This window comes from Xanthomonas sontii (assembly GCF_040529055.1).
GTDB classification, from domain to species: domain Bacteria; phylum Pseudomonadota; class Gammaproteobacteria; order Xanthomonadales; family Xanthomonadaceae; genus Xanthomonas_A; species Xanthomonas_A sontii.
In genome coordinates, this window is the sequence record NZ_CP132342.1 from 2,303,230 (window position 1) to 2,322,798 (window position 19,569).

Annotated in this window: 19 protein-coding genes; 12 read left to right on the plus strand and 7 right to left on the minus strand. The window is 63.8% G+C overall.

Translation table 11 applies throughout. The annotated features are described in order from the left end of the window. The first annotated feature begins 14 nt into the window (after window positions 1–14). From RAB70_RS09670 to RAB70_RS09680, 3 genes are all read left to right on the plus strand, one after another. On the plus strand, window positions 15–398 hold the full coding sequence (locus tag RAB70_RS09670; protein WP_148827606.1) for an ankyrin repeat domain-containing protein: 384 nt from the start codon (window positions 15–17) through the stop codon (window positions 396–398). 91 nt (window positions 399–489) lie between these two features. Next, window positions 490–1,554, plus strand: coding sequence for a N(4)-(beta-N-acetylglucosaminyl)-L-asparaginase (locus RAB70_RS09675; protein ID WP_148827607.1), 1,065 nt, complete (start codon window positions 490–492; stop codon window positions 1,552–1,554). Between the two features lie 14 nt (window positions 1,555–1,568). Next, a complete protein-coding gene (locus RAB70_RS09680) occupies window positions 1,569–2,339 on the plus strand; it encodes a copper homeostasis protein CutC (protein ID WP_148827646.1) in 771 nt (256 codons plus the stop codon). Window positions 2,340–2,415: 76 nt separating this feature from the next. On the opposite strand, the gene RAB70_RS09685 is transcribed toward RAB70_RS09680, so the two are convergent. Continuing rightward, window positions 2,416–3,507, minus strand: a complete 1,092-nt coding sequence (locus RAB70_RS09685; RefSeq protein ID WP_148827608.1) for an exo-alpha-sialidase — start codon at window positions 3,505–3,507, stop codon at window positions 2,416–2,418. A gap of 116 nt (window positions 3,508–3,623) precedes the next feature. Between RAB70_RS09685 and RAB70_RS09690 the strand changes: the two genes are divergently transcribed. From RAB70_RS09690 to RAB70_RS09715, 6 genes are all read left to right on the plus strand, one after another. Further along, window positions 3,624–4,193, plus strand: coding sequence for an alpha-L-fucosidase (locus RAB70_RS09690; protein ID WP_225851513.1), 570 nt, complete (start codon window positions 3,624–3,626; stop codon window positions 4,191–4,193). Next, complete coding sequence (locus tag RAB70_RS09695) at window positions 4,190–4,441, plus strand: hypothetical protein (RefSeq protein ID WP_225851514.1); 252 nt, start codon at window positions 4,190–4,192, stop codon at window positions 4,439–4,441. The genes RAB70_RS09690 and RAB70_RS09695 overlap by 4 nt, the downstream gene beginning before the upstream one ends. A gap of 785 nt (window positions 4,442–5,226) precedes the next feature. Continuing rightward, window positions 5,227–5,829 carry a hypothetical protein gene (locus tag RAB70_RS09700; RefSeq protein WP_225851515.1) on the plus strand — a complete coding sequence of 201 codons (603 nt, stop codon included), beginning with the start codon at window positions 5,227–5,229 and terminating at the stop codon, window positions 5,827–5,829. 80 nt (window positions 5,830–5,909) lie between these two features. Beyond that, window positions 5,910–6,473, plus strand: a complete 564-nt coding sequence (locus RAB70_RS09705) for a hypothetical protein (protein ID WP_148827609.1) — start codon at window positions 5,910–5,912, stop codon at window positions 6,471–6,473. Between the two features lie 373 nt (window positions 6,474–6,846). Further along, window positions 6,847–7,173, plus strand: coding sequence for a RebB family R body protein (locus tag RAB70_RS09710; protein WP_017915251.1), 327 nt, complete (start codon window positions 6,847–6,849; stop codon window positions 7,171–7,173). Between the two features lie 158 nt (window positions 7,174–7,331). Further along, window positions 7,332–7,574: a hypothetical protein gene (locus RAB70_RS09715; RefSeq protein WP_148827610.1), complete on the plus strand. Its 243-nt coding sequence runs from the start codon at window positions 7,332–7,334 to the stop codon at window positions 7,572–7,574. 389 nt (window positions 7,575–7,963) lie between these two features. Here RAB70_RS09715 and RAB70_RS09720 read toward each other — a convergent pair whose 3' ends face one another. Further along, window positions 7,964–8,350, minus strand: coding sequence for a helix-turn-helix domain-containing protein (locus RAB70_RS09720; RefSeq protein ID WP_148827611.1), 387 nt, complete (start codon window positions 8,348–8,350; stop codon window positions 7,964–7,966). A 150-nt stretch (window positions 8,351–8,500) separates the two neighbouring features. Between RAB70_RS09720 and RAB70_RS09725 the strand changes: the two genes are divergently transcribed. Beyond that, a complete protein-coding gene (locus RAB70_RS09725; RefSeq protein ID WP_148827612.1) occupies window positions 8,501–9,508 on the plus strand; it encodes an NAD(P)-dependent alcohol dehydrogenase in 1,008 nt (335 codons plus the stop codon). Between the two features lie 124 nt (window positions 9,509–9,632). Here RAB70_RS09725 and RAB70_RS09730 read toward each other — a convergent pair whose 3' ends face one another. The 3 genes from RAB70_RS09730 to RAB70_RS09740 all read right to left on the minus strand — a co-directional run bounded on the left by RAB70_RS09730 (window position 9,633) and on the right by RAB70_RS09740 (window position 11,100). Then, the gene (locus RAB70_RS09730) at window positions 9,633–9,968 is read right to left on the minus strand and encodes a hypothetical protein (RefSeq protein ID WP_148827613.1); all 336 of its coding nucleotides are present in this window, start codon (window positions 9,966–9,968) and stop codon (window positions 9,633–9,635) included. A 126-nt stretch (window positions 9,969–10,094) separates the two neighbouring features. Continuing rightward, window positions 10,095–10,451 carry a hypothetical protein gene (locus RAB70_RS09735; RefSeq protein ID WP_148827614.1) on the minus strand — a complete coding sequence of 119 codons (357 nt, stop codon included), beginning with the start codon at window positions 10,449–10,451 and terminating at the stop codon, window positions 10,095–10,097. Between the two features lie 85 nt (window positions 10,452–10,536). Beyond that, on the minus strand, window positions 10,537–11,100 hold the full coding sequence (locus tag RAB70_RS09740; protein WP_225851517.1) for a hypothetical protein: 564 nt from the start codon (window positions 11,098–11,100) through the stop codon (window positions 10,537–10,539). A 908-nt stretch (window positions 11,101–12,008) separates the two neighbouring features. On the opposite strand from RAB70_RS09740, the gene RAB70_RS09745 reads away from it, so the two are divergent. Both RAB70_RS09745 and RAB70_RS09750 read left to right on the plus strand, forming a co-directional pair. After that, window positions 12,009–12,851 (plus strand): hypothetical protein, encoded by an 843-nt coding sequence (locus RAB70_RS09745; protein ID WP_148827615.1) that lies wholly within the window; start codon window positions 12,009–12,011, stop codon window positions 12,849–12,851. Continuing rightward, window positions 12,848–15,055, plus strand: a complete 2,208-nt coding sequence (locus RAB70_RS09750) for a UvrD-helicase domain-containing protein (RefSeq protein ID WP_148827616.1) — start codon at window positions 12,848–12,850, stop codon at window positions 15,053–15,055. Before RAB70_RS09745 ends, RAB70_RS09750 begins: the two co-directional genes overlap by 4 nt. A 96-nt stretch (window positions 15,056–15,151) precedes the next feature. Here RAB70_RS09750 and RAB70_RS09755 read toward each other — a convergent pair whose 3' ends face one another. Both RAB70_RS09755 and RAB70_RS09760 read right to left on the minus strand, forming a co-directional pair. Then, window positions 15,152–17,002, minus strand: coding sequence for a beta-galactosidase family protein (locus RAB70_RS09755; protein WP_148827617.1), 1,851 nt, complete (start codon window positions 17,000–17,002; stop codon window positions 15,152–15,154). Window positions 17,003–17,138: 136 nt separating this feature from the next. Next, window positions 17,139–19,481, minus strand: coding sequence for a GH92 family glycosyl hydrolase (locus RAB70_RS09760; RefSeq protein WP_148827618.1), 2,343 nt, complete (start codon window positions 19,479–19,481; stop codon window positions 17,139–17,141). Window positions 19,482–19,569: the final 88 nt, after the last annotated feature.

The window sequence follows — 19,569 nt, forward strand, 5'->3', positions numbered from 1 at the left end:
TGTGGGTGTAGTAAATGAATGGCTCGTATGATGTGGAGGCTGCGCTTTCCGCTTTCAGGCAGCTGGCAATGTTCGGGGATTGCGAGGTAAGCGGACCTGAGAGTCCCGGGATGGATGGCGATACGCCGTTGCACATTGCGGCAATGGAGGGTGATCTTAAGGTGGTAGAGCTTTTTATCCCGTTCGTAAAAAACATCGACATCAAAGGCGGTATTGGTTCTTCGCCTCTTCACTATGCTGTCAGATGGGGCCATCCTGAGGTTGCGAAGCTTCTTTTGAGGCATGGCGCCGATATCAACTTACAGGACGACTATGGGGACACGCCCTTGCGTCTGATGAAAGGCCAAGCCTGCTTCCACGCAATCCTGCAGGAGCGAGCGGGCCAAGCTACTCCCTGACACCAGCAGCCCATTCAATCCCATCCCGCTCTGCCGCATGATGTAAGGCCACGCGCCCCTCCCGCTCGCCCTCCCAACACCGGAGCCTCCCATGCCGCAACGCCGCCACTTCCTGAAAACCGCCGCCTTCGGCGCCCTGGCCGCCGGGTTGGGCGGTGTGCTTCCTGGCGCACGCGCCGCCGTGGCCAAGGCGCAAGCCAAGGCCGGCGTCGGCCCCTTGCCACAGGGTGCAGCACGGGTGATCTCGACTTGGGACTTCGGCGTCGCCGCGAACCAAGCTGCTTGGCAGGTGCTGTCGCGCGGTGGCGCGGCGCTGGATGCGGTGGAGGCCGGGGTGCGGGTGCCGGAGGCGGATCCGGACAATCACACGGTGGGGCTGGGCGGGTATCCCGACCGGGATGGGCGGGTCACGCTGGATGCCTGCATCATGGATCACACCGGCGGCTGCGGGTCGGTCGCGGCGCTGGAGGACATCGTGCATGCGATCTCGGTGGCGCGGCGGGTGATGGAGAAGACGCCGCATGTGATGCTGGTCGGCGATGGCGCGCTGCAGTTCGCGCTGGCGCAGGGGTTCGAGCGCACCAAGCTGCTCACGCCCGCGTCGGAACAGGCGTGGAAGGAGTGGCTGAAGACGTCGCACTACGCACCCGAGGCCAATATCGAGAACCGTGCCTATCGCCGCGGCACGCTGCCCGGCGGCAAGGACAACCACGACACCATCGGCATGCTGGCGCTGGATGCGCACGGCAATCTGTCCGGTGCCTGCACCACCAGCGGCATGGCCTGGAAGATGCACGGCCGGGTCGGCGATAGCCCGATCATCGGGGCGGGGCTGTACGTGGACAACGAGGTGGGCGGGGCGACTTCCACCGGCGTCGGCGAGGAGGTGATCCGCAACGTCGGCAGTTTCGCGGTGGTGGAGATGATGCGGCAGGGCAAGAGCCCGGCCGAGGCCTGCCGCGAGGTGGTGATGCGCATCGTGCGGCGCAAGCCGGAACTCACCCGCGATCTGCAGGTGGGGTTCCTGGCGATGAACAAGCGCGGCGAGGTCGGTGCGTTCGCGATCCAGCCCGGTTTCAGTTACGCGGTCTGCGATGCGCAGCGGCAGGATCTGCTGCTGCCCGGGCAGAGCCATTTCGCGGCGCCGGCGGCATGAGCGGGAGCGTGCCGATGGGCCTGGAGGTGGCCGCCGATGCGATCGGCTCGGCGCTGGCCGCGCAGGATGGCGGGGCGATGCGGGTGGAATTGTGCGGCGGCCTGGATGGCGGTGGGCTGACGCCGTCGTTCGGCACGCTGGCGGCGGTGCGCGATCGGTTGCGCATTCCGCTGTACGTGCTGATCCGTCCGCGGGTCGGAGATTTCGTGTTCGACGCTGCCGAAGTGGAGGCGATGCGTCGCGACGTGGAGCAGTGCGTGCGCCTGGGCTGCGACGGCGTGGTGCTCGGCGCGCTGACCGCGGACGGCGAGGTGGACACGGCGACGATGCGCGAGTTGATCGCCGCGGCCGGGCCGCTCGGCGTCACCTTCCATCGTGCCTTCGATGTCAGTGCCGATCCGCGGCGTGCGCTGGAGGATGTGATCGCGCTGGGCTGCGAGCGGGTGCTGACTTCCGGTGCGCGCGAGACCGCGGAAGACGGCGCCGACCTGATCGCCGAGCTGGTGCAGCAGGCCGGCACGCGCTTGAGCGTGATGCCGGGGTCCGGCGTCACCGAAGCCAACCTGGCGCAGTTGCGTGCGCGCACCGGCGCGCGCGAGTTCCATGGCTCGGCGCGTGGGCCGCTGGCGTCGCGGGCGACGTCGCCGCATCCGCATGTGCGCAGCCTGGGCGGCGACCGCATGCAGACCGATGTGGCGCGGGTGCGGCGGATGGTGGCGTTGCTGGAGGAGCCGGGACCGGGGACCCGGGGCCCGGGACCCGGAACGCCGCATCCCCCAGCCTGATCTGTCTCTGCTACGGCAGCGCTTTGCTCTTGCTTTCCCGGGTCCCCGGTCCCGGGCCCCGGGCCCCGAGCAAGATTCACCCGCCGCCGGCAGGCGCCGCTGACTCCGCGCCCAGCCGCTTCGGATCCAGCACCACATGCTTGATCCGCGTGCGCTTCCACGTGTAGCTGATGTGCACCTGGCCATCGCGGGCCTGGATCACCGCGGGATAGGAGAACTCGTCCTTGGGGCTGTCTTCCAGGGTCAGCACGCGGGTCCAGTGCAGGCCGTCGGCGGACAGGGCGACGGCGAGCACGCCGCGGCCGTCCCACCAGTCCTTGCCTGCCTCGGTCGGGTTGTAGACCAGCAGCGAGCGGCCGTCGGCCAGCACCACGGCGTCGGTGCCGGAATTGGGATTGGCCAGGTCGAGCAGGGTCATCGGTTCCCAGGTGCGGCCGTTGTCGCGCGACCATGTGCTGAACACGTGGTTCTGCTGGCTGCGGCCCACCGCCTGCAGTCGGCCGTCCTTGTGCAGCAGCACGCTGGGCTGGATCGCGCCGATCCTGGCCGGATCGTTCATCGCCGGGCCGCGGGTCCAGTGCGCGCCGTTGTCGTCGGACCATTCCATGTGCGCCACCCAGCCGGCGTCTTCGCTGCTGCTGGGGCTGAGGATGCGGCCGCTCGGCAACTGCAACGGCTTGTTCTTGATCGGGCCGAGGATGCCGTCGGGCAGACGCTCGGGCGTGGACCAGTGATGGCCACCATCGCTGGACGTGGTCTGCATGCCCCACCAGCGCTTCGGGTCCGGACCCACCTTGTAGAACAGCCGCAGCGGCCCTTGCGCAGGCTGGAACAGCACCGGATTCCAGGTCGGCAACGGCTTGCCCTGCGGCTGCGCGCCGTCGGCCACGCGCTGCGCCGGCTGCCAGCCGTGCGCATCGCGACGCGCCACCCAGATGGCGACGTCGTCGGCCCCCTCGTGGCGGCCGCCGAACCAGGCCGCGAGCAGGCCGTCGCGGGTTTCCACCAAGGTGGAGGCGTGGCACTGCGCGGTCGGCGCCTGCGCGTTGACGAATTCGCTATAGACGATGGGCGAGGGCGGTGCCTGTGGCGGGGCGACGGCGGCCGGGCCGGCGATAGCGCGCACCGCGAACAGCGACAGCAACGGAAACAGCGAAGGCGACATCATGTGGTACGGTCCTGGCCCGCAAATGGGAATACCTATTTATCATCAATTAAATACCATGTGCTGACACCACCGGTAGCGCCCCCTGTCTGCCCGACCGACGATTGCGCGGAATCGCAATGCCGGACCGTCCGCTCTCTCCGCTCCGCCGGCTGGCCGCATTCGGCCTGAATGTTCTGGCCGCGCCGCCGCTGCTCGCCGAGAACTTCGCCGGCGCCGCGCTGTTCGAGTACGGCGACGTGCGCTGGGTCGGCAACGAAGCGGGCGTGATCGAAGGCGAGAACTGGAACGCTATCGACCGCCACGGCGACCTGCGCTGGCGCCCGGTCGAGGGGGATACGCCGCTGCACAAGCTGCAGTGGTTCTGGCACCCGAACAGCGACCAGACGCTGAAGAGCGTCGGCGAGCTGGTGCAGATCTGGGAAGACAGCGTCGGCCGCGGCGGGCAACTGGTGCTGGGCATCGCCCCGGGCAAGCGTGGCCTGCCGCCCGAAGCCGACGTCAAGCGGCTGGAGGAAATGGGCCAGGCGCTGCAGGCGCGCTACGGCGCCGATCGCAACCTGGTGCGCGGCCGGCTCAAGAGCGACGACAGTATCGCCGCGGCGGTGGACGGCGACCGCGACACCTTCTGGAGCGCACCGGACGGCTCGCACCACGCCACCCTGGAACTGCATTCAAGCAGCCGGTGACCTTCGACACCGCGCTCTCGATGGAATGGCTCAACGACGGCCAACTGGTGCAGAAGTACGCGGTGGAAGTGTTCCGCGACGGCGCCTGGGTCAAGGTGGCGCAGGCACAGGCGATCGGCCACATGAAGATCGATCACTTCCCCGCGGTCACCGCCTCGCGCGTGCGCCTGAACATCCTGTCCAGCGTCGACGCCGCACATATCCGCGAGTTCCAGTTGTTCAGTGTGGGCGCTGCCGCTGCGCGCTGATCCCTGCCTGCGGCATGCAACCGAAGCCGTGCCCGGCGATGCCGGGTGCGGCTTTTTCGTTGGAGTTGTGCGCTGCGTCTTGGCAAGAGCGCCGGCTTGCAGGCGCGATTCCAAAAATCGCTGCGAAGAAGACGGCGCGCGCCGCAGGGCAACTCCCCTCTCCCCCCGGGAGAGGGGTCGGGGGTGAGGGTACGGCGCGAGCGTAGCCCCTCCTCGCGATTCGTGATCAACAGTCGACGATGCATGCGTCCGCCCCAGACTCTGCAAGGCATGCCCGTGTCTGGCGGGCGCCGTGACGCAAGCGGCAAGAGCGGACCTGGAGCCGGAGCCTTTTGCGACGTCGTCCTCGGTGCTTGGAGCGCGTGTTGTCCGGGCCGAACGCCATAAGGTGTGCGCCGGAGCGAGCGGTGGCTACCGCCAGAATGTGGTGTGTTGCTATTGCCCGCATGCAAGGTGCGAGGATTGTCTGGAGTATGTCTACTAATGTGGACAAAGCCTGCTGTCTGCTGCGCGGGCTATGCAGGAACTGCGCATTGCAGCCGATCACGATAGGAGTGCGTTGCAACGTCGAGTGGCACAAGCAAAGCATCTGAGGTTGGCTGTCGTCGCTATGTCGTGCGCTGCAGCGCAGCCTTGGTCGCCGCCGTTTCGGGGCGTTGCCTCCTCGATGGTGCCGGCCCGCTCTACTTCTACGCTCGTCGTTGCACGTAGCGATACCGTCCTCGGCCGCCTGATCCGATGCGCAGGGCTCACGGCATCGGCCATTCCTCTCTCAGCAGCGAACCATGACAGTTCCCAACGGCGCCAATGCACAGATCACCGACGCGGCGACGGTGTCCATCCCACCGGCCGCGCCCACCGGCGCCTCTGCCGCGACACCGGCTGCAACAGCGACCGATCGTGGCGAGCTCGGCGACCCGGCCGGCGCGGCAGCCGCCACATCGCCGCCCGTGTCACCAACGCCGCCATCCATGCTGAAGACGCTCGACGCACACATGCTCGCGCAGCCCGAGGCGGCAGGGCCGGCCTGCGACGCGCTCAACAGCACGATCGTGCGGGGCGTACAGCGCAGCGATGCCGAAACCATGGCCTATGCACCGTCGCAGGTTGAGGTCGGCTCGAACATGCGGATCAGACAGGCGCAGGGCCTGGTCGCGCCATCGGCGGCGGTCTATTTCGACGGCGTCAGCAAGACGGCGCTGGCCAGCCAGAGCGTGCTGCTCAAAAACCTGGCCGAGAACAAGCCGGAGCAGGCCGCCGAGGATGCGCTGGGAGTACTGGCCACCGACGTGCTGGTCGGTGCCGCCGCGGAGGTCGCAGCCGCTGCTGGCGCGCTGGAGGCCGCCGGCTTGCCCATCGACAAGATCGACCAGAGCATCGCCAAGTAGGCGGACATGGTGCGCGGCCGCAAGTCCGCGTCCACCTAGGCCGTTCGCACAACCGGTTTCACTTCACGCAGGGGAGCACCATGCAAGCCAACCAAACATCCGATTTCGCCACGCTGCGCCAGCTCACCGAGAGCTGGTTGCGTCGCCCGCTGCTTCCTCTCGAGCAGGAGCAACTGCGGCGCTTCGCGTCAGAATCGTCCGCGCCGCCGGTAGCGCCTGCCGCCGAAACGGCCGGTGCGTCGCCGTCGCTGATCGATGCCGAGCGCGAGCGCGTGAAAGGCTTGATCCAGCAGATGCAGCAGACGATGCAGAACAGCAGAGTCGCGCTGGACGGCGCCACCGCGGCCAGCGAAGCGGCGGTGCTCAAGGCGGTCCAGTCGGCCAGTTCGCTAGACCAGCTACCACCGGGCCAGTTACGTCCGCCGCAGAGCGGCGAGGGCGGCAGCAATCACCTGGTGATGGCGCAGATCCCCGATCGCCTGGCCAATCTCGTGCAGGCCGAAGTGCGCGCGTGCTTGGAGCGCGAGTTCGCGAGCCTGGCCCAGCAGATGCAGGCGGTGGTCGAGGCGGCGCGTGCGCAGGGGCTTATCGCGGATGCGCCGGCCGCGGAGCCGGGAGCACCATCGCCGCCTCCCGCTGCCTGAACCGGGAGTGTGTTTTTCACACGCATGATGCGCTTTGCGGCGTGGGCCAAGGCCTTGCGCCACGGCGCGCGATGCAAATGGCTGCGTGCCATCAGCGATCCAGTCTGGCGCCACGTCGCGGACAGTAGCTCGTTCGCCGGCCGTACTGGTGGATCGCATTGGATGGCAGCGGATGCCGCGAGGGGATACCCCCGCAGCGGTAGCAACACGCATCGGCCGAGGTCGCGGCGCATCGTGGCCGATGTTCCCTCGTCACGCGCACATTGCGGCGAGGCTGGCGAGACAAACGCCGCACACGGTTTCACAGGTTCTGCACTGTCCCGTTTTCAGAGATCGTACGGCGTGGGCCGTACCCCAACCCAGGAGCGAACACATGGCATTTCCCACCGCGGTCAACGACCAGATCACCGATGCGGTCACCCAGTCCAACGTCAAGGTCATCGGCGAAGCGCCGGCCTTCGCGATGGCGTCGATCTACCAGAGCATGGCGCACTCGACGGGTATCCTGTTCGGGAACGCTGTCTCCGCGCAGCAGCAACAGAACACCCTGGCGCAGGCAGTGGCCAACCAGGGCGTCATGCGGATCTACAGCCTCGACTCGACCGCCGCCGCCGGCGCCACCGAGAAGGTCGCGCAGACCGGCGTCTCCGACAACCTCACCAGCCTGCTGACCGTGCTCAACGCGTTCAAGCAGCCGTAGGCCATGCACGCTAACGCCGTCGCAGGAAGGCGGTAGCGATGCGGTCTTCTGCCTGACGAGGACCGTTCCAGGGCCTATCCACAGCAGTCAATAACCAGGTCACCGACGCCGTCACCGTGCCCAATGCCAAGGGCATTGGCGAAGCGCCGTGACAGGCAATGACGCCCGTCAACAAAAGCTTGGCGCATTCGGTAGGCACGCCGTTCGAGAATGCTGTGTCAGCGCCGCTGCTGCCGGCTACGCTGGCGCATGCGACCTGCCCGGGAGCAATGCAGACGCAGAGCACAAGCACGACCGCAGGCTCGGTTGAGAAGATCGTCCAGGCTGGTGTTGCCGACAATCTAGCCAGATTGCCGGCGGTGCTGCGGGCGTTCAAGGACAACATGCCGACGCGGGCTTGATGGTCATCGTTGAAGACGTGCTCTGCGACGGCTCAGCGCGACACGTCTTTGTGCTTGAAGGAGCGGCTTCAGCCGCAACGGGCAATCCCGCTCATGCGCGTCGCGGTGGCGGCCGCTCCCCAGGACTTGCGGTGTGTTGGCCAGGGCGCCTGTGGGAATGACCTCAGTCCCGACGCCTTCCAAGGTCGGTAGTCGGGAGACCTCGTTGATCGCTGACGTCTGCAAATAGGCCTCCCTTCGCGATTGAAGCTCATTAGCGTCGCCGGATCTTGCATCTACAGCGGTGTCGCTCTCGATGATCGACGTTCCGCGACGCCACGTCGTGCTTCCTGCCGCGGTGCCGTCGCCTCGTGGTGCGCGCGCCGGTTTTCTTTCGGCGCTTGCCTGAATCAAGTAGCCGTCGCTACACCACGCACGCGCTCCGGGGCATCAGCCGGCGCGCGCGCCAGCTCGCGGGTGCGATACGACTCGCCCCATTCGCGCAAACTGATCAGCACCGGTGCGAGGGAGTGGCCGAGCGGCGTCAGCGCATATTCGACCTTGGGCGGCACCTGCGGATAGACGTGGCGCACGATGACGCCGTCCTCCTCGAGCTCGCGCAACTGCAGCGTCAGCATGCGCTGCGTGGCGTTGGGAACCAGGCGCGTCAGTTCCATGAAGCGCTTCTTGCCGGAGAGCAGGTGGAACAGGATCACCGGCTTCCAGACCCCGCCGATCACCGACAGCGTGACTTCGACCGCGCAGCCGCTCTTGCCATCCAGACGCTTCAGACGCATGGTCGTTGTACCTACAAAATTGATAGTACCTGTGGAGATTGTACGTTCTTGCGATGCAGGAAGTGCATCCCGACAATGCCTGCAACGCGGCTTCGCCGCAACTGACGCGGCGCTGCCCCTCGCCACTTTTTCGCTAAGGATGTCGTGCCCATGAAAACCATCACCCTGCACCAGCCCGCTGGCCTCGAGAAACTCCGCCTCGTCGATCTGCCCGATCCCGGCCAGCCGGGCGCCGGCGAACTCCGCGTGCGCGTGCATGCCAGCTCGCTCAACTTCCACGACCTGGGCGTGGTGACCGGGCGCATGCCCAGCGCCGACGGACGCATCCCGATGTCCGATGGTGCCGGCGTGGTCGAGGCGGTGGGCGAGGGCGTGGACGAGTTCGCCGTGGGCGATGCGGTCGTCTCGACCTTCTTCCCGACCTGGCTGGATGGCGGCCCGACCATCGCCGATTTCGCCACCGTGCCCGGCGACGGCGTCGACGGCTATGCACGCGAACACGTCGTTCGTCCCGCGCACTGGTTCACGCACGCCCCGCGCGGCTACAGCCACGCCGAAGCGGCGACGTTGACGACCGCCGGGCTCACCGCCTGGCGCGCACTGGTGGTGGACGCGCACCTGAAGGCGGGCGACACCGTGCTGGTGCTCGGCACCGGCGGCGTGTCGATCTTCGCCCTGCAGTTCGCCAAGCACATGGGCGCCACCGTCATCGCCACCTCGTCCTCCGACGAGAAGCTCGCGCGTGCGCAGGCGCTGGGCGCCGATTTCACCATCAACTACCGCCGCGACACCGACTGGGCGGCCAAGGTGCTCGACTACACCAACGGCCGCGGCGTCGACGTGGTGATCGAAGTGGGCGGACCGGACACGCTGGGCCAGTCCATCCGCGCCTGCCGCATCGGCGGCCACATCGCCCTGATCGGCGTGCTCACCGGCATTGCCGGCCAGGTGCCGACCGTGGCACTTATGCAACGCCACCAGACCCTGCAGGGCCTGATCGTCGGCAGCCGCCGCCACCAGCGCGACATGGTCCGTGCCCTCGACGCGAACGGCATCAAGCCGGTGGTCGACCAGACCTTCGCGCTGGCAGATATCGCCGATGCGTTCGCGCATCAGGCGGCGGGGAAGCATTTTGGGAAGCTATGCCTGTCGATCTGACGGAGATGCCTGAGCGGTCGGTGCTGTTGCACCGACCGTGGTGGCTGTTGGACACAGTCACCAGTATCGGCCGCGACGCTTGCGACGAGGTAGAAACGCGTTCGCCCCCGATCAGCGCGGTGTGCTACGACGGCAAGTGTTCACTGGCCAGTTTTCTGGCGGAAAGCAATGCCGACAGTAGCTGGTCGCGCTTGTGGCGGTTGTTGACCCCGGCAGGCAATCTGCTTTGCCACGGTTGGAACTCCCAGTGATCTCCCCCATGCACGGCGAGCCGTGTGGAGCCGGACGATGAAAGGAAATAGCGGATTGCTGCCTCCAGTTGCGCCTGCGACTGGAACTCGAGTCTGAATTTCCCGGATGAGACGACCAATACATGCCGCACGCAAGTTGGTGACGCTATTTCCGGCATGTGGTTGCGATGCACCAGTGGATCGAATGTCTCAATGGAAATCTTGCTCATCTGCTATCTACTGCTCGCGTCAATACGCCGAGAAGCGCGTCGGCTTAAGGGAGTCGATCGATAAGGGAATCGACAGCGTCACCCAGAGTTCTTCGCCTCTTGCCAAGAAGCCTAGTCTCGGCGTCTTCATGGCTTTGGGAGCGCAGCGCCGCACTTCCGGCATTCCGTGCGCGCCTGCCGATGGCCTTGTGGCGCGTTGAGCGCCGCACAGGCGTTGCAGAAGCGCGTCAAGTGAATGCTCTGCCAGAGTCCGTAGCCCACGACGGCGGCCGCAAAGACAAGAAACAGGGGCGGGGCGCCGGTCACCCAGAAGAAGACCAGCATCAGTCCATTCGTCGCGATGCTGCCCACAATGAGGACGCGCCGCTTCAGGGGCGCATTCTTGTTGAAGGTGAAGAACGCCAGCGCCACAAGCCCGATCGCGGCCCAGAACCCGAAGAGGTAGGGATAGAGTTCGTTCAACTGTTGGGGTGTGAGGTGCATGGATGTCCTGTCCGGATGCAGATGTTCTGGTCGAAGTCTAGGGCCTGGCGAAATCGGGCGCGCGACAGCCTGCGATGCCCTGGTGTCATCGCGTGGAGGCTGCTGGCCCGGGCGCGTAATCAGGTGCCCGCATCGCGCTGTGGAAGCGCAGCGCCGCAGGACGAGCAGAAACGATCCGCGTGGTCCACGCGGTGGCCGACGGGCACTTGGCGACGCTGAGCAGCCACGGCTTGCGGTACACGGAATACAGCATCGAGAAAGCCATGCCATAGAAGAACATCCAGTGCCCGGAGAATCCGCGCAGCAGGGTGGGTGTCACGCCTGGCGCTTTCGGTTGGTCGCCCGTCAGGTGGGCGACGATCAAGAAGTTCACGACCGCGTAGGCGAACAGGCCGTAGGTGGCGTAGCGCATCCATCGCGGAGATCCCGCGAGCGAGCGCTTCCAGCTATGGCGGGATTTCAGGGTGTAGTTGAGCCGCAGGGAAAGCAGCACGGTCGGCAACCAGACGATGAAGACGCCGAAGTGCATGGCGAAGACGGCCTCGCCGCCTGGCGGCACATACCCGGCAAGCGCCATCACGTGGACGATAAGGCTGAGGACGAAGCCGAGGGCGGCGAGCACCAGTAGGGGAAGCAGGAGCGCGATCATGCGGTGGCCGGGATGTGAGTGTGGTGCGTTAGAGAGGCTGTCTGGCTCGGTCACGTGAGTGACCGGGCTGGCGACAAGTTTACAGAGGGAAGTCCAGCCTGAACCCCGCCGTCGCCGGCCGGCCAGCGCGCAGAGCACCATCGCCGCCTCGTGCTGGATGAGATCAACCTAGACGAGACTGCAGCCATCCGCCTCAACTTGCAGCGGCAACACGGGCTGGGCGCAGACCGTTTTCGAGAGGCGATTGAACGCTAGCTAGGCCGTCGAGCTGGCCCTGCACGTATGGGCGGGCCGTGGAAGGTCAGATCGGTAGTAGAAGCAGAGGAGGGAAGTGCACACTGCCCCAGTTTTTCGTGGGCGACGGCCGTGTCAGCCCTTGCTGACCACGGAGTGGCCGCAGCCGACGGTGCACTGCTGCTGCGGCGGGTGTGGGCGGAGTGGGCGGCGGGGCGGTCGCGAGGCGCGGGCAAGATCGGCGGCGTTGGCGGCGGCGACCTGTTCGGGCGTCTGCTTGGGGATGAGCGTCGATTCGGCGATCGTCCACTGCGGGAAGTAGCGATGTTCAATCTGACTCTTGTTATACCCGGCTGGCCATCGCGTAGACCACTATTGCTGCTTCGTGCTGCATGCTATCGATTCGGACGAGATGGCGCCCATCCACCTCGACGACTAACGGGGTCAGGTTCCTTTGTCTAATGAGTTGGATACTTTGCGCGGGGCGCATGCGGGCCTATGCCTGCGAAGCACCGGGTGTTGGCTTGGACCATGTGTTTCACTTGGAAAGTCAACCTGACCCCGTTTCTAGACCTCGTTTCTAGCTAGAAATGTCTACGAACGGCTGTCGCTTCATCTGGTGAAATCGGCAATGGTTAATGTAGATTTCAGCTATTGAAAAGAAGGGGGCTGAAATGGAAGATCGATCATTACGGTTTGGCGTGGAGGCGCATGCCGGTAGTGAGTTGAGCGTCTGGCAAGGTACCTTGGTTAATTCCAAGGCATGTGGTGTCAAGCTGATTGTCAGTGCTGATTGTGATCTTTTTAATGCTAAGGGCGGCGCTGATTTATTTTGTCTGAGTGTGTTGCCTGTTGGGGATTACATTAAAAGATTTGCAATACCAGATTGTGCCGAGGAAATTGTGGGAATTTTTCTTGAGGAAATTCGCCTCATGGCTAGAGCTCAGGGTAGTGCTATTGGTGATGTTTCCGATGGGCCGCTGCGAGACTGGGTTCTTCAAGGTGATGAAGCTCGGTGGCGTGCAGACGTCAAAGGAATACATAAGCCGGATGTTGCTTTCATTAAATGTTTGATTGGGCCAATCAATGCGTTAACTCGGGTGCTTGAAAATGGGGAGGTTATTGGCCCGGAATTAATGAAGCTTCATTCTGATGATGGCCAGGTTGCCAGGCGCTTAGAGAGATTTTCAGTACAGATTAAGAAGTTGCTTTCAAATAAGATGCAGAGTGGAAGGGCGGATATCTATATTATACCGAGCATTCCCGGCATCAAGGAGAGTGGCTTTGTAGTTCCGTTTCGAACGCTGGCGGTGACATCAAGGCGTGATATTTGTCGATCCAAAATGGATCTTGTGGATCACCCTGATGCCTATGTGCCGGTTGGCATTTGTAGGCCAATGTTGACACAGTCGTTAATGCAAAAGCTTATGTCTTATTTTTCTCGGATTGGGGTCACTGACTCCTTCAAGGCCGAGCAGGATGCGGTGGTTAAAATCCTTGTTGGGGAGATTTCATGAAAAATTATATATTCCTATCTGCATTGGCATGTGAATATTTTCGCTCGTATGGGCCGCCAGGAGATGAATGGCTGGATTCTCCAGGCAGCAGTGAGGTTTCCCTGCCTCAATGGAAGAGTTCGGATGGTGATGTAATTGTAATGGCAAAGCAAGATCTCACAAATCTTCAGGAGACTGTCTTCTCGGTTATTGAATTTGTGAAAGGGGGTGCTCTTTACGGAGTTACTGCCTCTAGACGTAGAGATGCTTTTAATAGAGTCCTTAGGGTCTTCCAGTCAACGGTAGATTCAAAGATGCCTGTCCCTACACTTTGGAAGCCTTTTAATCATGGTAGCCAAATTACGATTCAGGCTGCGTCACGCGTTTCAGGTGACAACTCAAGGTTGTTGATTGATCGGCTCGTTGATGGAAAACTTGGAGCAATATGTACGGGGGTTGTGTCTGATTCAATTGACTTCAGAAGTAGATTTCCTGATTCAATTGATCGTGGCGCGATTAGAAAAAGGCTGGAGAAGTGTCAAGCCATTGTAGATCAATCTTGGCAGCCCTCTGAGAATGACTGCTTTGAACTTGAAGAATCAAACAAGATACTTGGTTTTGGTGCGTCGCTTCAGGCTTGGTATGATTCTAGGTTAACCTCTCCACAACGCGCATTTGTTGACCAAGAGTTGACGCGAAGCTTGCGCGTGCGGGGGCCGGCAGGGAGTGGCAAAACAGTCGCGCTTGTGGTCAAGCTGCTTCGCCATCTACTTGGCTCGCGTTTCACTTCAAAGTCGCAGAGATTCGCATTTCTTACTCACAGTCAAGCGACTGTCGATTTGGCGAGATCTATGATCCGTGGCATGCTCACCGATGAGGAATATAGTCGCGTAATGGGCGAGGATGGCCCTCTCTATATTGGTACCTTGTATTCACGAGCATATCGCACCCTCGGCGCTGAGTTGCGGGGTCTTGAACCGCTCTCTTTGGATGGTGTCGAGGGGCGGAATATGCAAGCCGAGATGTTAAGATCGGTTGTGGTTGCTTATAAGTCTAAAGATTGGGCTGCCAGAAAGTGGGGGGTGACGGAGGATTTTGCGCGCAGCCTTGAGAGTATTACGATAGATAGCGATTGTTTGGCGCCCTTCATTTCAGAGGTTCTTCTTGAATTTGCATGCGTTCTAGAGCCTGGCGGTTTTACGCGCTCTAAGTCAAAGCGCGAAGACTATATCAATAAAACACATCGTGACACGTGGCGTATGCGGTTGTCGACTGAGGATGAGAGGCGCGTAGTCCTTGACCTTTATAGTGATTTCAGGGCGCAGATGCGTTCTGTTGATGCAATGACGGTTGATCAACTAATAGCAGACTTTGACAGATTTTTGGATTCCAACTCTTGGGAGATGACCCGGACTGAAGATGGTTTCGATGCAATTTTTGTTGATGAATTGCATCTTATGAATAGATTGGAAAGGGTGCTTATAAGCTCGCTTGTCCGGGACCCTAGTTCGAGTCCAATTATTGTCATGGCAGAGGATGTGAAGCAAGACGTTCGTCGGGTTGCTCAAGGGTTGCAGCAATGGCAGCGAGAACTTCCTGACATGAAGAATTTTAAGTTTGATGAGGTGTTTCGCTATACACCACAGATCAATCAGCTTATGGCGCATATTGATAGCTTCGCGCCTGCTGCCGAGCTCGCTGAGGACTGGCCGCAGTATGAGCAGCGTAGCGTCATGCCTTCAGGTAGTAAACCAACTTTAAAAGTGGTTAAAAGTATCAAGGAGCAGTATGAAGCTGTTTTTCCAATTGCATCAAGGAGTGCAAAGAGGCGTAAGAGTGGAAGGGCTGTAGCAGTTCTATGCTGTGACTACGATACTTTTCTAAAGTACTTGAAAGCGGGGGCTTATCGCGATCTATTTGTTGCTGTGTCCGCTAGAGAGGATATTGGTGCGATTCCAAGTAAGGGGGTGAAGTTCGTTTTTTCAATGCCGGAATTTGTTGCGGGACTTCAGTTTGAAGAAGTTTATTTGCTGGATGTCAGCAACCTCGTTTTGTTTGGCGAGGACGGGGTCGGTGCTCTGGATAAAAGGAGAGGGCTGGCGACCCTCTATCTTGGAGGGAGTCGCGCCATGAGTGAGCTCCATATTTATTCCGTGTCCGACGCGGGAGGTGTTCCGGTGCTTATAAATAAAGCCTTAGAACTCGGGATTTGTGAAGAATTGTAAATTTTATTGAGGATAGCTATATAAGGTTAGCGGCAACCTTGAACTCAAGGTGAGTGTGTGGGTCTGCAATCAATTGCGGAAGGGCGTGCCTCACAGCTAATTTCCCGGCGCACTCCAGACCTGCCCCGTAACCCCCCGCACACTCGCCTTACCTACACCATCCAAATCAAACACAATCACGCTATTCCCGCCTTTCCGCTGCCAAGGCGCCGGAAAATACAACGCCCGCTGCGGCCCGATATTCCAGTGCCTTCCCAGGTTGTGGCCATTGGCCCAGGCGAAGCCTTTGCCGAAGGCCTGCATGTCCAGGAACGTATCGGCAGGCGTGCCTATCTTCACCGTGCCGCGGTGGAAGGCGGGGCCGTCGACCTTGGCAGTGGTCCAGCCGGTGAGCTTGCTCGGGTCGTCCATCGGCAGGGGGAAGGTCTGCCAGCCGGTGAGGGGCTTGCCGTCGAGCAGCACGGGGTCGACCAGGCCGGCGTGGCCGTCGGGGAGGTGGGCGCCGTAGTTGATGCGGCCGGTGTTCTCCACCAGCACGTCGAGGGTGTGGGCGCCGGCGGGGATGTCCACGTCCACCGCCACTTGCTGCAGGCGGCGCTCGGCGCTGCCGGCCAGTTTCCGGTCGACGTAGACGCGGGCGTAGTCGCGCACCTCGCCCAGGTACAGGCTGCCCTTGCGCGGGCCGGTGACGGTGGTGCGGTAGAGGATGTAGCCGTAGGCCTGGCCGTAGCGCTCCATCGGCTGCGGGGTGTCGGTGGCGGCGGCCGGGGCGGGCAGGTTGTCCCACAGCGAGGCGGATTCGCGCAGCGGCGTGGCCGGCAACTCGGCGAAGCGGATCGGCTTGGGCAGGGCCGGCGGGGCGATGCCGGTGACGCGCTGGATGGCGTCGCGGAACAGGGTGAACTTGGGAGTGGGGCGGCCGGCTTCGTCGAGCACGGCGTCGTAGTCGTAGCTGGTGGTCTGCGGGGCGTAGTGGTCGCTGGGGTTCTTCTGGAAGTTGGCGCCATTCATGAAGCCGAAACTGGTGCCGCCGACGAACATGTAGAGGTTGGCGGAGTGGCCCTGGCGCAGGATCCATTCGAATTCGCTGGCCTGCTTGGCGGCATCGGTGACCGCGTGCTTCTCGCCCCATTGGTCGAACCAGCCGGCCCAGTATTCGCCGACCATCTGCGGTTGCCCGGGGCGGAACTTGGCCAGGGTCTCGAAGGCGTTCTTGGCGTCGCCGGGGGCGAAGTTCACCACGGCGAGGGTGTCGGGCAGGGTGCCGTTGGCGAGCACGTCGGGGCCGTCGGCGGTGAACAGCAGGGCCTTGTCGAAGCCGGCCTGGACGAACATGGCGCGGTTGCGGCGCATGTAGGCGTGGTCGTCGCCGTAGGAGCCGTATTCGTTCTCCACCTGCACGGCGACGATGGGGCCGCCGTTGCCGTTGAGCCGCGGCTTGACCTGGGCGGCGAGTGCATCGAGGTAGGCCTGGCTGGCGGCGAGGAAGCGCGGGTCCTGGCTGCGCACGCGCATGCCGGGTTCGGCGAACAGCCACGCGGGATAGCCGCCGGCCTCCCACTCGGCGCACACGTACGGGCCGGGGCGCAGGATCACGTTGAGGCCTTGCGCGGCGGCTTCGTCGACGAAGGCGGCGATGTCGTTGTTGCCGCTGAAGTCGAACTGGCCCGGCCGCGGTTCCACCAGGTTCCAGAACACGTAGGTCTCCACCGTGTTCAGGCCCATCGCGCGCGCTTTCTGCAGGCGGTCCTTCCAGTAGGCGCGCGGGATGCGCTGGAAGTGGATGGCGCCGGAAATGACCTGGTACGGCTTGCCGTCGCGGACGAAGTGATCGCCCTGGGTGGCGAAGGCGGGCCAGGCGGTGCCGCTGTCGGCCGCGCGCACGTGGGTGGCGGGCAGGGCGAACGCCAGGGCGAGGGCGAGAGCGGCGAGGGTCTTACGCGGCATGGGGGGGATTCTCGAAAAAAGCGATGCGATTGCGACAATAGGACGACCGGAGCGCGCGCCGTCGTGCATCGGGTCACGCACAGGCGCGGGTGTGGGGAACCACCAATCCCGATTCCCCAATCCCGATTCCCGGCCGTCAGCTAAACGATGGCGGCAGATCGTCCTTGCCCGCACCGAACGCGGTATTGGGCTTCGGCCCCATCTCCAGCTCCAGCGTGCCGCCCGCAGCGAGGTCGGCATGGCGCAGCCAGCTTCGGGTGTAGGGCTTGCCGTTCCAGCGCGCGCTCTGGATGTAGACGTTGGTCGCGCTGTTGCCGTGGGCGACGATGCGCAGGGTGCGGCCGTTGCCCACGTCCAGTTCGGCGCGCTTGAACAGCGGGCTGCCCAGCACGTAGTTGGCGCTGACCGGGTCCACCGCATACAGGCCCAGTGCGCTGAGCACGAACCAGGCGCTCATCTGCCCGCAGTCCTCGTTGCCGGACAGGCCGTTGCGCGCGTCGTGGTACTGCTCGCGCAGCAGCCGCCGCACCATCGCCTGGGTCTTGTACGGCTGCCCGGCGTAGGCGTAGAGGTAGGCGACGTGGTGGCTGGGTTCGTTGCCGTGCGCGTACTGGCCGACCATGCCGTCGATGTCCGGTGGTGCGTCCGCCGGCAGTTCGGAGCTGGTGGTGAACAGTTCGTCGAGCTTGGCGACGAAGTGGTCGCGGCCGCCGAACAGGTCCATGTAGCCGTACAAGTCGTGCTGGTTGAGGAAGGTGGCCTGCCAGGCGTTGGACTCGGTGAAGTCGCGCCACTGCGCGCTGTGGCCCATCGCACGCGGATCGAACGGGGTGGCCCACTGGCCGTCGCTCAGGCGCGGCTGCACGAAGCGGCTCTCGCGGTTGAACACGTTGCGGTACTGGCGCGAGCGTTCGCGCAGGTGCTTGGCATCGTCGTCGGCGCCGACCGCCTGTGCCAGATGCGCCACCGCCCAGTCGTCGTAGGCGAATTCCAGGGTGCGGCTGACCGATTCGTCGACCTTGTCGCAGGGGATGTAGCCCATCTGCCGGTACAGCGCCAGGCCGTGCACGTCGTCGTCCATCGCGCGCTTGCGCCAGGCCGGGTAGGCGGCTTTCCAGTCGATGCCGGTGAAGCCCTTGGCATGCGCCTCGGCCAGCACCACGGCGGAGTGGTAGCCGATCATGCAATCGGTCTCCACGCCCTGCAGCGGCCAGATGGCGACGCCCTGCGGGCATTCGTGGGCGCCGCGCACCAGGCACTGCACCAGGTCGGGCACGCGCTCGGGCTGCACCAGGGTCAGCAAGGGATGCAGGGCGCGGTAGGTGTCCCACAGCGAGTAGGTGCTGTAGTTGTGGTAGCCGGCCGGTGCCTGGTGCACCTGCAGGTCCATGCCGCGGTAGCGGCCGTCGGTGTCGCTGAACAGGGTCGGCGCGATCAGGCTGTGGTACAGCGCGGTGTAGAAGATGCGGCGCTGCGCTTCGTCGTCGCTGTCGATGCGCACACGGCCCAGTTCCTTCTCCCATTCGGCGACGGCGGCGGCGTGCACGCGGGCGAAGTCGAAGTCGGGCAGTTCCGCGTCGAGGTTGGCCAGGGCGTTCTCGGCGCTGACCGCGGAGATGCCGACCTTGACCAGCAGCGGCGCGTCGGCGGCATCGGGGTAGTGCAGGGCCAGTTTCAGCCGGTTGCCGTCGGCGCTGCGCGCGCTCGCGGCCAGCGGCTGGTCGTCGGCATACAGTTGCGCGCTGGCGAACGGCCGCGACAGTCGCATGGCGAAGTAGATGTAGCGGCCCTTGGCCCACTGGTAGACGCGGCGGCCGCCGGTGACGGTCTGCGCGTCGACCAGGCGCAGGCTGGCGTCTTCGACGCGGGCGGGGATCTCCGGCTTGTCCTGCATGCCGTGGCACAGGTCCAGCAGCAGGTGCGCTGGCTTGCCCTTGGGGAAGTGGTAGCGGTGCAGGCCGGCGCGCGCGGTGGCGGTGAGTTCGGCATGCACGCCGCTGTCCTTCAGGTGCACGCGGTAGTAGCCGGGCGAGGCGGCTTCGTCGGCATGGTCGTAGCGCGAGCGGTAGCCGGTCTCGGGGTGCTCGCGCGTGCCGGGCTGCAGCTTCACCGGGCCCGTGGCCGGCACCACCAGGAAATCGAGCATGTCGCCGATGCCGGTGCCGGACAGGTGGGTGTGCGAGAAGCCCATGATCGAGCCGTCGTCGGCGTGGTAGCCGGAGCAGGCGTCCCAGTCGGCGTTGTAGGTGTCCGGGCTCAGTTGCACCATGCCGAACGGCAGCGTGGCGCCGGGGAAGGTATGGCCGTGGCCGCCGGTGCCGATGAACACGTCGACGTTGCGGGTGAGCTCGGCCTTGGCGCGCGCATCGGCCGGCAGCGCGTAGCTGCCGGCGCGTGCCTGCGCCAGGCGCGCGATGCCGCTGCTGCCGAACAGGGCCAGGGCGATGGCGCCCTGCAGGAAACCGCGTCGTGTGGCCATGGTGCTGTCCTCGGGGTGTGCGGCGGTGCGGTGGGGGTGTGTTTGCTGTTGTGGGAGGCACTTCCGTCCCGACGCGTTGTCGGTCAGG